The sequence below is a fragment of the Luteimonas sp. TWI382 genome, assembly GCF_039674545.1.
In the GTDB taxonomy this organism is placed as follows: Bacteria; Pseudomonadota; Gammaproteobacteria; order Xanthomonadales; family Xanthomonadaceae; genus Luteimonas.
Window position 1 is genome coordinate 1 of the sequence record NZ_JBDJNS010000025.1, and the last position, 15,111, is coordinate 15,111.

The 15,111-nt window shown below is 69.5% G+C and carries 9 protein-coding genes; 3 read left to right on the forward strand and 6 right to left on the reverse strand.

What is annotated here, in order from left to right; all coding sequences use genetic code 11:
- Positions 1 to 67: 67 nt before the first annotated feature.
- Genes otsA through ABE505_RS13825 form a run of 4 tightly spaced genes read right to left on the reverse strand, consistent with a single transcriptional unit; the run spans position 68 to position 4,809 of the window.
- Entirely contained in the window at positions 68 to 1,438 is a 1,371-nt protein-coding gene (gene otsA, locus ABE505_RS13810; protein ID WP_346441610.1) for an alpha,alpha-trehalose-phosphate synthase (UDP-forming), read from the reverse strand.
- On the reverse strand, positions 1,435 to 3,225 hold the full coding sequence (locus tag ABE505_RS13815; RefSeq protein ID WP_346441876.1) for a glycoside hydrolase family 15 protein: 1,791 nt from the start codon (positions 3,223 to 3,225) through the stop codon (positions 1,435 to 1,437). The genes otsA and ABE505_RS13815 overlap by 4 nt, the downstream gene beginning before the upstream one ends.
- Positions 3,225 to 4,031, reverse strand: a complete 807-nt coding sequence (otsB, locus tag ABE505_RS13820) for a trehalose-phosphatase (protein ID WP_346441609.1) — start codon at positions 4,029 to 4,031, stop codon at positions 3,225 to 3,227. The genes ABE505_RS13815 and otsB overlap by 1 nt, the downstream gene beginning before the upstream one ends.
- Positions 4,032 to 4,083: 52 nt before the next feature.
- Entirely contained in the window at positions 4,084 to 4,809 is a 726-nt protein-coding gene (locus ABE505_RS13825) for a glutathione S-transferase (protein WP_346441608.1), read from the reverse strand.
- Between the two features lie 193 nt (positions 4,810 to 5,002).
- On the opposite strand from ABE505_RS13825, the gene clpB reads away from it, so the two are divergent.
- The gene (clpB, locus tag ABE505_RS13830) at positions 5,003 to 7,588 is read left to right on the forward strand and encodes an ATP-dependent chaperone ClpB (RefSeq protein ID WP_346441607.1); all 2,586 of its coding nucleotides are present in this window, start codon (positions 5,003 to 5,005) and stop codon (positions 7,586 to 7,588) included.
- A gap of 230 nt (positions 7,589 to 7,818) precedes the next feature.
- On the forward strand, positions 7,819 to 8,718 hold the full coding sequence (locus ABE505_RS13835) for a TIGR01777 family oxidoreductase (protein ID WP_346441606.1): 900 nt from the start codon (positions 7,819 to 7,821) through the stop codon (positions 8,716 to 8,718).
- 13 nt (positions 8,719 to 8,731) lie between these two features.
- Here ABE505_RS13835 and ybaL read toward each other — a convergent pair whose 3' ends face one another.
- Both ybaL and ABE505_RS13845 read right to left on the reverse strand, forming a co-directional pair.
- Positions 8,732 to 10,456: a YbaL family putative K(+) efflux transporter gene (gene ybaL / locus ABE505_RS13840; RefSeq protein WP_346441605.1), complete on the reverse strand. Its 1,725-nt coding sequence runs from the start codon at positions 10,454 to 10,456 to the stop codon at positions 8,732 to 8,734.
- A 187-nt stretch (positions 10,457 to 10,643) separates the two neighbouring features.
- Complete coding sequence (locus tag ABE505_RS13845; protein WP_346441604.1) at positions 10,644 to 13,040, reverse strand: TonB-dependent receptor; 2,397 nt, start codon at positions 13,038 to 13,040, stop codon at positions 10,644 to 10,646.
- A gap of 157 nt (positions 13,041 to 13,197) precedes the next feature.
- On the opposite strand from ABE505_RS13845, the gene ABE505_RS13850 reads away from it, so the two are divergent.
- Positions 13,198 to 15,057: an ABC-F family ATP-binding cassette domain-containing protein gene (locus ABE505_RS13850; RefSeq protein ID WP_346441603.1), complete on the forward strand. Its 1,860-nt coding sequence runs from the start codon at positions 13,198 to 13,200 to the stop codon at positions 15,055 to 15,057.
- Positions 15,058 to 15,111: the final 54 nt, after the last annotated feature.

A 15,111-nucleotide genomic window follows, 5' to 3' on the forward strand; every position in this document is an offset into this window, starting at 1 on the left:
CGGCAACGCCTGAGGGCGTCGACCAACTCGCAGGAAAAGCGACTCTGACCCCGGTTTTGGCCCCGGGTTAGCGGGTCTGTTGGAGGCGGTCGAGAAAGTCGCGGCGCCAGGCGTGGATGTCGTAGCTGGAGATGCGCTGCATCATCGATTGCCAGCGTTCGCGGCGTTCGTCCAGCGGCATCTTCAACGCGGCGGCGATCGCATCGGCGACGCCGTCGCTGTCGAAGGGGTTGATCAGCAGGGCCCCGTCGAGCTCGCGTGCGGCGCCGGCGAAGATCGACAGCACCAGCGCGCCGGGGTCCTGGGGATCCTGGGACGCGACGTATTCCTTGGCAACCAGGTTCATGCCGTCGCGCAGTGGGGTGACCAGGCCGATGCGCGCCAGGCGGTAGAAGCCGGCCAGCGTCGCATGCGGGTAGGTGCGATTGACGTAGCGCATCGGCGTCCAGTCGGGGTCGGCATGGGCGCCGTTGATGTGGCCGGCGTACTGCTCCAGTTCGCGGCGCAGGGCGCGGTAGCTGGCGACACCACCGCGCGAGACCGGGGCGATCTGCAGATAGGTCAGCTGTCCGCGCAGGTCGGTGTGCTTGTCGAGCACGCGCTCGAAGGCGCGGAAGCGCTCGGGCAGGCCCTTGGAATAGTCGAGGCGGTCCACGCCGATCGCCAGCGCGCGACCGGTGAGGCTGGCCTGCATCCGGCGCACGGCCGGGTTGCGCGAGGCGTTGGCCGCCAGCGCCGCGATCGCCGAGGCGTCGATGCCGATCGGGAAGGCGTCGGCCTGGAAGCTGCGCCCGTCATGGTCGCGCAGCGTCCCGCGCGCTGCCACGCTGCCGCCGCGGAACAGGCGGATGTAGTCCTGGAACCGCTCCAGGTCGCGTTCGGTCTGGAAGCCGACCAGGTCGTAGGCCGCCAGTGCACCGAACGTCTTCTCGTGGTGCGGCAGCCCGGCGACGATGTCGGCCGACGGAAACGGCACATGCAGGAAGAAACCGATGCGCGCGCGCACGCCGCGCCTGCGCAGTTCCTGCGCCAGCGGCAGTAGGTGATAGTCGTGGACCCAGACGATGTCCTCGTCGCGGATCTCCTTGGCCAGCTTCTCGGCGAACAGCGCATTGACGCCGCGGTAGGCGGCCTGGGTCATCGCGTTGTAGTCGACCAGGTCCAGCCGGAAATGCAGCAGCGGCCACAGCGTGCGGTTGGAGAAGCCGTTGTAGTAGCCCTCGTAGTCCTCGCGCGACAGATCGATCGTCAGGTAGTCGATGTTGTCGTGCGTGGCGCGGTGCGGTTCCCCCGAGTGTGCGCGCGCGACCTTGCCGCTCCAGCCGAACCACAGGCCGCCGGCCTCCTTGAGCGCGGCGTCGAGCGCGGTTGCCAGGCCGCCGTTCTGGTCCGAGTCCGGCAGCGCCACCCGGTTGGAGACGACGACCAGGCGGCTCATGCTGCCTCCTGCCAGGAACGCGACAGCCGCATCGCCGCCATGATCAGGCCCACATGCGAGTAGGTCTGCGGGAAGTTGCCCCAGGCCTCGCCATCCTCGAACGACATGTCCTCCGACAACAGGCCCAGGTGGTTGCGACGTGCGAGCATGGTCTCGAACAGGCTGCGCGCCTCGTGTTGGCGTCCGATCGAGGCGAGTGCGTCGATGTACCAGAACGTGCAGATCGTGAAACTGGTCTCCGGTTCACCGAAATCGTCGGGCACGACGTAGCGGAACAGGCCGTCGCCGTGGCGCAGCGTTCGCCCGATCGCATCGACGGTGGCGACAAAGCGCGGATCCTCGGGCGATACGAAGCCCAGGTCGGCGAGCAGCAGCAGCGAGGCGTCGAGGCGATCGCCGCCGAAGGCGTCGGCGAAGTGGCCGAGTTCTCCATTCCAGGCCTCGGCCAGGATGCGGGTGCGCATCGTGTCGGCGCGCTCGCGCCAGTGCGTGGCGCGCGCGTCCAGGCCGAGCTGCACCGCGATCCGCGCCAGCCGGTCGCAGGCCGCCCAGCACATCGCGCTGGAATAGGTGTGCACGTGGGCCTTGCCGCGGAATTCCCACAGGCCGGCATCGGGCTGGTCGTAGAGTTTCCAGGCCAGGTCGCCCAGCGGTTCGAGCTTGGCGAACGTCGCTGTATCGCCTGGATGCTCGAGGCGGCGGTCGAAGAACAATTGGGCCGAGGCCAGCACGACACTGCCGTAGGTATCGTGCTGGCGCTGCACATAGGCCAGGTTGCCGCGGCGCACCGGGCCCATGCCGCGGTAGCCGGCCAGCGCCGGCAATTCCTCTTCGGTCAGCTCGTGCGCGTAATCGATGCCGTAGACCGGTTGCATGTCGCCGTCGTCGCTGACCGCCAGGTTGAAGATGTAGCGGATGTACTCCTCCATCGTCCGGGTCGCGCCCAGGCGATTGAGCGTGCGTACCACGAAGGCGGCGTCGCGCAGCCAGCAGTAGCGGTAGTCCCAGTTGCGCGCAGTGCCCGGTGCCTCGGGGATCGAGGTGGTCATCGCGGCGATGATGCCGCCGCTGTCCTCGTACTGGCACAGCTTGAGGGTGATCGCGCTGCGGATCACCGCCTCCTGGAAGTCGAGCGGGATCGACAGGTAGCGCACCCACTCGCGCCAGTAGTCGGTGGTGCGATGCAGGGCGTCGCGCACGAACTCGGCGATCGGCTGAGTCAGTGTTTCGTCCGGGCCCATCACGAAGTGCAGGTCGCGATCGAGCACGAACGGCAGGCCTTCGCGCAGCAGTCGGATCGGCATGTCGGTGGTCGCGCGCAGCGCGAAGTCCCGAAGCAGGAACCGGATGTGGTTGCTGCCCCAGGTGCTCTCGGGCGTACGCGCACCCCAGTCGGCGAGCGGACGCAGCAGCACGCGGATGCGCGGGCTGCCCGAGAGCAGGCGGACCCGGCGCGTCAACATGACCGGGCGGTAGAACCGCCCGTGCTGGCGCCAGCGCGGCGCGAAGTCGAGGATCTCGATCGAAGCGCCATGGCGGTCGTAGAGCACGGTGCGCAGGATCGCGGTGTTCTCGATGTAGCGCTGCTCGCTGCGCGCGAAGTCGTCGAGCTCGATCGACCAATCGCCGTGGCCGGTTTTGGGCGAGAGCAGCGCACAGAACGCCGGATCGCCGTCGAAGGCCGGCAGGCACGACCAGACCAACCGGGCCTTCGCGTCGAACAGCGCGCCGAAGCTGCCGTTGCCGACGAGGCCCAGGTCGAGGGTGGCGGTGTCGGCTGGCGTCATCATGAGATCTCCGTAGGCAGGGCGGGAAGCGGGGCGGGCACGCCGAGCCAGCGGTGGACCTGGGCCGGGCCGGCCAGCGCGAACTGGGCGGCCGACGCGGTGCGGTCGCCGACCAGGACGCTGATGCCGCCGCGGGCGTTGACCGCGGCGAAGCCCGTCTCGTCGGTCAGGTCGTCGCCGGCGAACACCGGGCGGCGGCCGGCGAACGGCGGCTCTTCAAGGAAGGCAAGGATCGCACTGCCCTTGTCGGCGTGCTCGGGGCGCAGTTCGACGACGTGGTCGCCGGGTTGGAGCTGATAGCCGGGCAGCCGCGGCAGCATCGCCTCGGCGAAGCCGCGCAGCGCGATCTCCGCCTGCGGCGCGGCGCGCCAGTGCAGGCCGAGCGCCGCGCCTTTGTCTTCGACCACCGCGCCAGGATAGCTGCGAGCGACGACAACGGCCTCGTCGCGGATCGCCGCGAGCGCGGCGGGCGACGGCGCGCCGTGGGTGGTGCCGTCCGCGCACCGCCGCTCGACGCCGTGCAGGCCTGCGGCCGTGAACCGCTCGGGCGCGAACAAATGATCGAGCGTTGCCAGGCTGCGTCCGCTGACCAGGGCCAGCGCGCCGCCCAGCGCGGCGCGCAACGCACTCAGGCGCGCGAGCAGGGGCGGAGGTACCGAGACCGCGTCGGGTCGTTCTGCGAATGGCAACAGACAACCGTCGACGTCGAGAAACAGCGCCCAGTCGTCGGCCGGTGGCGGCGGTGGTCCGCGATGCGGGGCGGAAGATGAGGGCGAGGGGGTGGCGGCTTCCAGTGATTGGCGCATTGCAGCATGATCGCGTGTGCGGCGATAAACCGATGTGAATCCGTGTGGCGTGTCACGTGTCCAAAGGGGGAATTGCGCCGTCGAGTTCCGGGTAGTGGCGGAAGATCCCTTGCGTGTTGAACGGCACCCGGCGCTCGGAGGCCAGATAGGCGGCGATGTTCGGACGCTCGGCGATCCGGGCCTCGAGCGCGCGCAGCCGCGGCAGCGTTGGCGACAGCGACGCCATCGCCTCGGGAAAGGCGTAGTCGAGGCCGCGCAGCAGTTGGAACAGCGACAGGTCGACATAGCAATGGCGTCCAAGCACGTGCGCGCCGCCGGCCTGCCCGAGCACGGCTTCGAAGTAGCCGAGGAACTTCGGCAGGCGGTGCTGGCGCAGGTCGGCCGCCCGACGCGCAGCGGCGTCCTTCTGGTCCTCGTAGTACGCCGCGCTGGCGATCGGGTGGTGGCTGTCGTGGACCTCGGTCACCAGGTCGGCGATCGTGAGCTGCAGTTGCAGCGCCTGCAGCCGGCGCGCGGCGTCGTCGGGCACCAGGTCCAGCTGCGGCCCGAGGACATGCAGGATCGCGGCGACCTGGGCGATGACCTGGTCGTCAGCCTCCAGGAATGGGGGAGCGAACGGGCGCAGGCCGATCGCGCGGCCGGCCAGGAACGATGTCATCGCGGTGTCGCCCTGCTCACGCACCACGTCGATGTAGTCGGCGCCCGCGTCCTCCAGCGCCAGCCGTACGAACTCGCCGCGCCCCTGGATGCCGTTCCAGTAGTAGAGGCGGTACTGCATGCGGGCGGGCTCCGGGCGGGATCAGTCCGCATCCTGCCGGCCACCGCGCAAGTGCCGGGTGAGGACGCCCGATGGCTCGGCGTGCCTGCCGGGGCGCGCTCTGCGGGGGCGGGCGCTTGCAACCGCTCGCTTCGCCCGCATCTGGAGGACATCGCCGGCAGGCGCCGGCCTTCTCTCTTCGAGGACTCCCGTCATGCGGATGGACAAGCTCACGTCGCGTTTCCAGCAGGCGCTGGCCGATGCGCAGTCGCTGGCCGTGGGCCGCGACCACAACTTCATCGAGCCGGCGCACCTGCTGCTGGCGCTGCTCGATCAGCAGGGCGGCGGCACCCGGCCGCTGTTGGGCCAGGCCGGCGTCAACGTGCCGGTGCTGCGCGAGCGGCTGACCGAGGCGCTCGAGCGCATGCCCAAGGTGACCGGGCAGGCCGGCCAGTTGTCGGTCGGCAACGACCTCTCGCGCCTGCTCAACGTCACCGACAAGCTCGCCCAGCAGCGCGGGGATGCCTTCATCGCCTCCGAGCTGTTCGTGCTCGCCGCGCTCGACGATGGCGGCGACGCGGGGAAGGCGCTGAAGGCGGCCGGCGCGGACAAGGCCCGGCTCGAGGCCGCGATCGCGAAGGTCCGCGGCGGCGAGAGCGTTCAGGACGAGAACGCCGAGGACGCGCGCCAGGCGCTGGAGAAGTACACGATCGACCTGACCGCGCGCGCCGAGAGCGGCAAGCTCGACCCGGTGGTCGGTCGCGACGAGGAGATCCGGCGCACGGTGCAGGTGCTGCAGCGGCGCACGAAGAACAACCCGGTGCTGATCGGCGAGCCCGGTGTGGGCAAGACCGCGATCGTCGAAGGCCTGGCCCAGCGCATCGTCAACAATGAAGTGCCCGAAGGCCTGCGCGGCAAGCGCGTGCTTTCGCTCGACATGGGCGCACTGATCGCCGGGGCCAAGTACCGCGGCGAGTTCGAGGAGCGCCTGAAGGGCGTCCTCAGCGACCTGGCCAAGAACGAGGGCCAGATCATCCTGTTCATCGACGAACTGCACACGATGGTCGGTGCCGGCAAGGCCGACGGCGCGATGGACGCGGGCAACATGCTCAAGCCCGCGCTCGCCCGCGGCGAGCTGCACTGCATCGGCGCGACCACGCTCGACGAGTACCGCAAGTACGTCGAAAAGGACGCCGCGCTCGAGCGCCGCTTCCAGAAGGTGTTCGTCGGCGAGCCCAGCGTCGAGGACACGATCGCGATCCTGCGCGGCCTCAAGGAGCGCTACGCCGTGCATCACGGCGTGGAGATCACCGATCCGGCGATCGTGGCTGCGGCGACGCTGTCCAACCGCTACATCGCCGATCGCCAACTGCCCGACAAGGCCATCGACCTGATGGATGAGGCGGCCAGCCGCATCCGCATGGAGATCGATTCCAAGCCCGAGGAGCTCGACCGCAAGGAGCGCCGGCTGATCCAGCTCAAGATCCAGCGCGAGGCGCTGAAGAAGGAAAAGGACGCCGAGTCCCGGCAGCGCCTGTCCGACCTGGAGTCCGAGATCGGGACCCTGGAGCGCGAGTACAACGACCTGGAGGAGATCTGGAAGGCCGAGAAGGCCACCGTGCAGGGGGCGACCAAGATCAAGGAGCAGATCGAGGCCGCCAAGCTCGACCTCGAATCGGCCCAGCGCACGCAGGACTATGCGCGCATGAGTGAGATCCAGTACGGGCGCATCCCGGAGTTGGAGAAGCAGCTCAAGGCCGCCCAGGAGGCCGAAACGCACGGCTTCCAGTTGCTGCAGGACAAGGTCACCGCTGAGGAGATCGCGCAGGTCGTTGCGCGCTGGACCGGCATTCCGGTCAGCAAGATGCTCGAGGGCGAGCGCGAGAAGCTGCTGGCGATGGAGTCGCAGCTGCATGCGCGTGTGGTCGGCCAGGAAGAGGCGATCAAGGTCGTCTCCGATTCGGTGCGCCGTTCGCGGGCCGGCCTGTCCGATCCCGACCGGCCCACCGGCTCGTTCCTGTTCCTGGGCCCGACCGGCGTGGGCAAGACCGAATTGTGCAAGGCGCTGGCCGAGTTCCTGTTCGACAGCCAGGACGCGATGGTGCGCATCGACATGAGCGAGTTCATGGAGAAGCATTCGGTCGCCCGGCTGATCGGCGCGCCTCCGGGCTACGTCGGCTACGAGGAAGGCGGTTACCTGACCGAGGCGGTGCGCCGCCGGCCCTACAGCGTGATTCTGCTCGACGAGGTCGAGAAGGCACATCCCGACGTCTTCAACATCCTGCTGCAGGTGCTCGACGATGGCCGCCTGACCGATGGCCAGGGACGCACGGTGGATTTCCGCAACGCGGTGATCGTGATGACCTCCAACCTCGGCTCGCACCAGATCCAGGAACTCGCCGGCGACGACTCGGCCGAGGCCTATATGCAGATGAAGGCGGCGGTGATGGGCGTGGTGCAGGCGCATTTCCGGCCCGAATTCATCAACCGGCTCGACGACATCGTCGTGTTCCACCCGCTGCGCAAGGCGCAGATCCGCGAGATCGCGAAGATCCAGATGCGCGGGCTGGAAAAGCGCCTGGCCGAGCGCGGGCTGCGCATCGAGGTCTCGGATGCGGCCTTCGACCTGCTGGGCAACGTCGGTTTCGACCCGGTCTATGGCGCACGTCCGCTCAAGCGTGCGATCCAGCAGCAGCTCGAGAACCCGCTGGCCTCGCGCATCCTCGCCGGTGAGTTCGCCAGCGGCGACACGATCGCAGTCGACGTCGCTGGCGGCGAACTGGGCTTCGCAAAGGCCTGACCCCGCCGGAGCGCCCGCAGCCTGCACCTCTCCACCTGTCGCGTGGTCTCGGCGCGAGCGAGTACGGACACCTCCCCCGCCCGAGGGGGAGGTCGGCGCGTGCGAGCGCGCCGGGTGGGGGCACGGGCCTTCCCCGGACACCATCGTCCGATCCGTCCAAGCGCCCCTGCCTTGACGCCCGCTTCCCCGTTTCTGCGGCAGCATTCAGGCAACGCGGCAGGGGCCCTCGCATGCACATCCTGATCACCGGCGGCAGCGGTTTTCTCGGCAGCGCATTGACCCGCGCCCTGCAGCGCGACGGCGCGCGCGTGACCTGGCTCTCGCGCCGGGCGTCGACACCGGCCCCGGACGGTGTCGAGGTCCGCGATTACGCTGCATTGTGGTCGGACGACCGTTTCGATGCGGTCGTCAATCTGGCCGGCGCGGGCATCGCCGAGCGTCGCTGGAGCGCGGCGCGCAAGCAGGCGCTGCGCGACAGTCGCCTGATTCCCACGCGCGTGCTCGTCGACTGGATCGGCTCGGCGCATGTCCCGCCGAAGGTGCTGCTCAGCGGCTCGGCGGTGGGCTGGTACGGTGCCCAGGGCGATCTGCCGCTGGACGAGGACAGCGCGCCGCATGACGAGTTCCAGCATCGGCTGTGCGAGGACTGGGAAATCGCCGCCCGCGCCGCCGAGGATCGCGTGCCGGTGGTGCGGCTGCGGACCGGCGTGGTGTTGCATCCCGACGGCGGCATGTTGCAGCGGCTGCTGCCGCCGTTCCGGCTCGGCCTTGGGGCCCGGCTTGGAGACGGCCGCCAGATGCTGAGCTGGATCGCGCGGGAGGATTGGGTGTCGGCGGTTCGGGCGTTGCTGCAGGCGCATCTGCGTGGCGAGCCGCAGGCGCCGGTCGGCGTGTTCAATCTCACGGCGCCCGAGCCCGTGGACAACACCGGTTTCACGCGCGCACTGGCCGATGCCCTGCGGCGTCCGGTGCTGCTGGCGGTACCGGCCCGCGCGCTGGCGCTGGGCCTGGGCGAGATGGCCACGCTGCTGGTGGACGGGCAGCGTGTGCTGCCGGCGCGCTTGCTGGCGTCCGGCTTCGAATTCGCGTGGCCGCGCCTGGCGCCTTACCTCGACGCCGAACTGCGCTGATCCTGCGGCGCGCTCAGCCCGGCTGCGGCGCCGGCGGTGTGGCCGCGTCGCTGCCCGGGCGCACCGGGCGGAACGGCGGCGTCGACATGACCATCTCGGCCAGCGAATAGGCCAGTTCGCGCTCGGCCAGCACCGCGCCGTCTGCGCCGTGCTCGAGCAGATGGCGGACCTCGCCATCGCTGTGCGCGCGCGCCAGCACGGTGATGCCCGGATTGATGGCCTTCATGCGCTCGATCGCCTCACCGGCCTCCAGCGCCTGGGGAATCGCGAAGATCGCCAGCGCCGCGCGCTCGGGGGCGGCGTCGCGCATCACCGGTTCGGAGGCGACGTTGCCGCGCACCACCAGCAGGCCGCGGTCGCGCGCCTTGCGCACCAGGTCCGCGTCGTCTTCGATGATCACCAGCGGCACCTCGCGCTGCTGCAGCAGTTCGGCCAACTGCCGGCCGACACGCCCGTAGCCGACCAGGATCGCGTGGCCGCGCAAGTCGGCCGGAATCGCCTGGACCGGCTGCGCGGGCTCGGGCGCCGACGCCGCGGTGGCGGCTGCGCGACGCGCCTGCCAGCTGTCGAGCAGGCCGAAGATCAGCGGGTTGGCCATGATCGAGATCAGCGCGCCGGCGAGCACCAGCGAGCGGCCATCGGGCGGCAGGATGTCCAGCGCCACGCCCAACCCGGCGATGATGAAGGCGAACTCGCCGATCTGCGCCAGACTGGCGGAGATCGTCAGGGCCGTACTGGTCGGGTGCTTGAACGCGCGCACGATCAGGAACGCGGCCGCCGACTTGCCGAAGATGATGATCAGCGCCGTCGCCAGCACCTGCCAGGGGTGCACCAGCAGGATGCGCGGGTCGAACAGCATGCCGACCGAGACGAAGAACAGCACCGCAAACGCGTCGCGCAGCGGCAGGGAGTCGTTCGCGGCCTTGTGGCTGAGTTCCGACTCGTTGAGCAGCATGCCGGCGAAGAACGCGCCGAGCGCGAACGACACACTGAAGATCGCCGCCGAGCCGAAGGCCACGCCCAGCGCGATCGCGAGCACCGACAGCGTGAACAGCTCGCGCGAGCCGGTGCCGGCGATGCGCTCCAGGACCCATGGGATCACCCGACGTCCGACCAGCAGCATTACCGCGACGAACATCGCGACCTTGAGCAGCGTCCAACCCACGCTCAACAGCACCGAGCCGACCGTGGTCTCCTCGCCGCCGGTGCTGTGCATCACGTCGGCCAGCACCGGCATCAGCACCAGTGCGATCACGCAGGCCAGGTCCTCGACGATCAGCCAGCCGACCGCGATCTTGCCGCGCGTGGTGTCGAGCAGCCGGCGTTCCTCCATCGCCCGCAGCAGCACCACGGTGCTGGCGGTCGCCAGCGCGAAACCGAACACGATGCCCTGGACGGTCGGCCAGCCCATCAGCGCCGCCAGCCCCCAGCCCAGCAGGGTGGCCACGGTGATCTGGGTCAACGCGCCCGGGATCGCGATCGACTTCACGTCGAGCAGGTCCTTGAGCGAGAAGTGCAGGCCGACGCCGAACATCAGCAGCATCACGCCGATCTCGGCCAACTGGTCGGCCAGCGCCTGATCGGCGACGAAGCCGGGCGTGAACGGCCCGACGAGGATGCCTGCGACCAGATAGCCCACCAACGGCGAGAGCCGGAGCCGGTTGGCGAGCGCGCCGAACACGAAGGCCATGCCCAGGCCGACGGCGACGATGTTGATCAGGTCGGTGTTGTGCGGCATCGGCGAAGTGTGGGGGACAAGTATTGCAGTGTCGCCGACGCATCCGTATCCAGGCAACCCGCGCCCGCAGGCATGCGGGCGTGGCGAGGCGTGCCGTCACGGTCTCGACGGCAGACATCGGTGCGCCGTTGCCCACACGACGACGGCGCGCTGGAGGCCCGGCGCCACGCAGGCGCCGGGCGGGGCATCACCAGGTGTAGGCGATCTTGGCGTAGCCGAATGCGCCGCCGAAACCGAACGGCGACAGGTTGCTGTACGGGAACTGCCCGTTGGTCGAGTTGCCGAAGATGTTCTCGTCGGGGTACTCGTTGAGCACGTTGTCGGCGCCCAGCGTCAGGGCCCAGTTCTCGCCGGGCTTGTAGGTCGCCGACACGTCGACCAGCCACTTGGCCCCGTACTTCTGGTCCAGCGCCGGGTTGTTGGGCGTGGTGCGCACGCTGCCGTAGCGCGTGGTCGACAGCGAGAAGCCCCAGTCGGCGGCGTTCCAGGTCCCGGCCAGCAGCAGCTTGTTGCGCGGGAAGCCCTGCTCGATGCGGCCGGCCTCGACGCGGTCGATGCGCTCCAGGTCCACACCGATCGCCTCGAGCGCCGCCGGGTTGTCGGCGATCCGGGTGATCTCGGTCTTGGAATGGTTGTAGCCGGCGGTCAGGTCGAGGCTGCCGGCCGCCAGGTCCCAGCGGTAGGTCCCGACGACGTCAACGCCGCGGGTGCGGGTGTCGATGGCGTTGGTGAAGTAGCGGCCACCGTTGACGCCGAAGATGCCCTGCGATTCAAGCAGCGCCCGCACCGCATTGCCGGTCAGGTTCGACGACAGCGCGATGCGGTCGTCGACGTCGATCTGGTAGGCATCGACCGTGACATAGAGATTGTCGACCGGCTGCAGCACCAGGCCCAGGCTGTACGACAGCGATTCCTCGGGCTTGAGCGGCTCGGCGCCGAAGGCCTGCGCGACCGCGCTGCTGGCCGGGAATGTGCGGATCTCGAACGGCGTGGTGATGCCCGGCAGGAACACCGTGCTCACGGTCTGGAAGTACTGCTGGGCCAGCGACGGTGCGCGGAAGCCGCTCGACACCGTGCCGCGCAGCGCGACCGCATCAGTGAACGCGTAGCGCGCCGACAGCTTGCCAGACAACTGGCTGCCGAAATCGTCGTAGTCCTCCCAGCGCGCGGCCAAGCCGGCGGAGAATTTCTCGGTCAGATCGGCCTCCAGATTCGCGTAGACCGCGTGGCTGTCGCGGTCGTAGGCCCCGGCGATGCCGGGCGCGAAGCCGCCGAAGCCTTGCGCGCCGGCCGCCGCGCCGGGTACGCCCGCGCCCGCATCGATGTACGAGCCCGGCTCGCCCGGCGACTGGTTCCACTTCTCGTTGCGGCCCTCGGCACCGAAGGCCAGGGTCACCGGATAGGCCAGGCCCCAGTCGAACTGCCGGCTGATGTCGAAATTGACGATGTTCTGCGTGGTCTCCAGCGCGCCGTCGTAGAACGAGGTCGGCGAATCGGGCCCCAGGCTCGCGTTGAGCGTGTTGCGGGTATAGAACTCCAGCCGGTTGTAGCCGTAGTTGTAGCTCAGGTCCCAGTTCCATTCGTTGGCGGTGTGGCCCTTGAGGCCGGCGACGATCGAGCGGTCCTTGGAGATGTTGTTGATTTCCGGCAGGAAACCGTCGGGATGGATACTGCGGATGTTCTGGGTCGGGTTGGTCGGGGCGCGGAAGAACGCGAACGAGGTGACATCGCGGTTGCTGGCGGTCCCGAAGCCGTAGAGGCTGATCGCATCGGTCAGGGCGATGTCGGTGTTGAAGCCGACGGCGCCGAAGTCGACGTTGGGCTCGCCGATCACGAATGCCTTCTGCCCGAGCGCGGGCTGGGTCGGCCCGGGTGTGCCGGCGAATGGGCGGGCGCGATTGGTCGCCTCCTGCTGGCCGACCTGGGCCGACAGGTGCAGGAAACCGCGCTCGCCCAGCGCCAGGCCGGTGTCGCCGGCGATCTGGTGCTGGGTGCCGTCGCCGGCCGAGTACTGGCCCAGGTTCACCGCCAGGCTGCCGCCCTGCGAGGCGCCCTTGAGCACAATGTTGACCACACCGGCGATCGCGTCCGAGCCGTACTGGGCCGAGGCACCGTCGCGCAGCACCTCCACGCGCTCGATCGCAGAGACCGGGATCGTGTTGAGGTCGACCGGCGCCGAGCCACGGCCGATCGTGCCGTTGAGATTGAGCAGCGAGGAGGCGTGGCGGCGCTTGCCGTTGACCAGCACCAGCACCTGGTCGGGCGAGAGGCCGCGCAACTGCGCCGGGCGGATCGCCGAGGAGCCGTCCACCAGCGCCGGCCGCGGGAAGTTCAGCGACGGCAGCGCGCGTGCCAGTGCGGTCGCCAATTCGGTGGTGCCGGTGGCCTGCAGCGACTCGGCAGTGATGATGTCGATCGGCGACTGCGATTCGGCGACCGTGCGGTCGCTGACCCGGGTGCCGGTGACGATCAGCGTGTCGAGGGTGGAGGTGCGTGTCTGGGCGTCGACGTCCTGCGCGAGCGCGACGGGAGCGGCGGGCAGCAATGCGGCGAGCAGGGCAAGGGTGAGGCGATGGCGGGGCATGACGGACCTCGGGCGTGGGGGGGGGCGGTGTTAATGCCGATTTAACAGGCGCGTTTCACGGGCGTCAATGCGGCCAGGAATAGGTTTCGATTGTTCCCTTTTTGGGACGATCGCGGGCGTCGGCGGGCCGAGGCCCCGGCTCCTGTAAAATCGGCGGATGATCTCTTTCAAGAATTTCGCCCTGCGGCGCGGCGAACGCCTGCTGCTGTCCGACGTCGACCTCACTCTGCATTCGGGCTGGCGCGCCGGTGTGGTCGGCCGCAATGGCGCCGGCAAGTCGTCGCTGTTCGCGGCCGTGCGCGGCGAAGTGGAAGCCGACCGCGGCGACCTCGACCTGCCCAACCGGCTTCGCGTGGCGAGCATCGCCCAGGAACTGCCGTCGCTGCCCGACCCGGCGATCGAGTTCGTGCTGGGCGGCGATGCTGCGGTCGCCAGCGTGCTCAAGGCCGAGGCCGAGGCGATGGCCGCCGAGGACTGGGAGGCCGTGGCCGAGGCGCATGTGCGCATGGCCGAGCTCGGTGCCTACGACGCCTCGGCGCGCGCCGGCAAGCTGTTGCACGGCCTGGGCTTCCCGGCCGAGACCCACCAGCGTGCGGTCGCCACGTTCTCCGGCGGCTGGCGCGTGCGCCTGAACCTGGCGCGCGCGCTGATGACGCCCAGCGACCTGCTGCTGCTCGACGAGCCGACCAACCACCTCGACCTCGATGCGGTGCTGTGGCTGGAGCAGTGGTTGCTCAAGTACCCGGGCACACTGCTGCTGATCAGCCACGACCGCGAGTTTCTCGATAACGTCTGCACCCACACCCTGCACCTGCATGGCGGCGGCGCGAAGCTCTACACCGGCAACTTCACCGCGTTCGAGCGCCAGCGCGCCGAGCAGTTGCGCCTGCAGCAGATCACCCACGAAAAGACCCAGGCCGAGCGCGCGCACCTGCAGAAGTTCATCGATCGCTTCAAGGCCAGTGCCGCGAAGGCCAAGCAGGCGCAGTCGCGGGTCAAGCGCCTGGCCAAGCTCGCCGACACCGAAGCGGTGCGCGCCGAGCGCGAGGTGCGGATCGACTTCCCGCAGCCGCTGAAGCTGCCGCATGCGCTGCTGCGCATCAACGACGGCGTCTGCGGGTATCGGTCGGCCGACGGGCAGGTGGTGATTCTGGACAAGGTGGGGTTCGGCCTGGAGGCCGGCGACCGCATCGGCCTGCTGGGCCCCAACGGCGCCGGCAAATCCACCCTGGTCAAGTCGCTGGTCGGCGACCTGCCGCTGCTGGCCGGCGAGCGCTACGCGCATCCGGACCTGCGCATCGGCTACTTCGCCCAGCATACGGTCGAATCCTTGGTCGCCGGCACGTCGCCGATCGACCACCTGCGCGAACTCTCGCCCAATGTCGCCACCCAGGCCTTCCGCGACTTCCTGGGCAAATGGAGCTTTCCTGGCGACCGCGCGTTCGAGAGCATCGACGGCTTCTCGGGCGGCGAGCGCGCGCGACTGGCGCTGGCACTGATCGCCTGGCTGCAGCCCAACGTGCTGTTGCTCGACGAGCCGACCAACCATCTCGATCTGGAGATGCGCGAGGCGCTGGCCGAGGCGCTGAGCGACTTTCCCGGCGCGATCGTGCTGGTCTCGCACGATCGCCACCTCATCGGCCTGGTCAGCGACATCTATTGGCGCGTCGCCGATGGCAAGGTCGTGCCCTTCGATGGCGACCTCGACGAATACGCGGCGTGGCTGCGCGCGCGCGGCAATGCCGGCGAGCTGCGCACCCCGGCCGCCACGCCCGTCGCCGAGGCACCGCCGGCCTCGCCGGCGCCGCGTCCCAAGGTCAATCCGCATCGGCTGCAGAAGGTGGAGACGCGGGTCTCCGACCTTGCGGCAGAACTGGCCCGGATCGACGCGACGCTGGCCGACCCGGCCACCTATGCCGACGGCCCGCGCGTGGCCGAGCTGGGCCAGCGCCAGGCCGCGCTGCGCGACGAGCTGGAGACGGCCGAGGCCGAGCTGCTGGCCCTCTACGACGCTTGATCGGCAACCCGGGCAACCCCGGGTTGCCGTTGCGCGGCATGGGCGGGTAGGGTT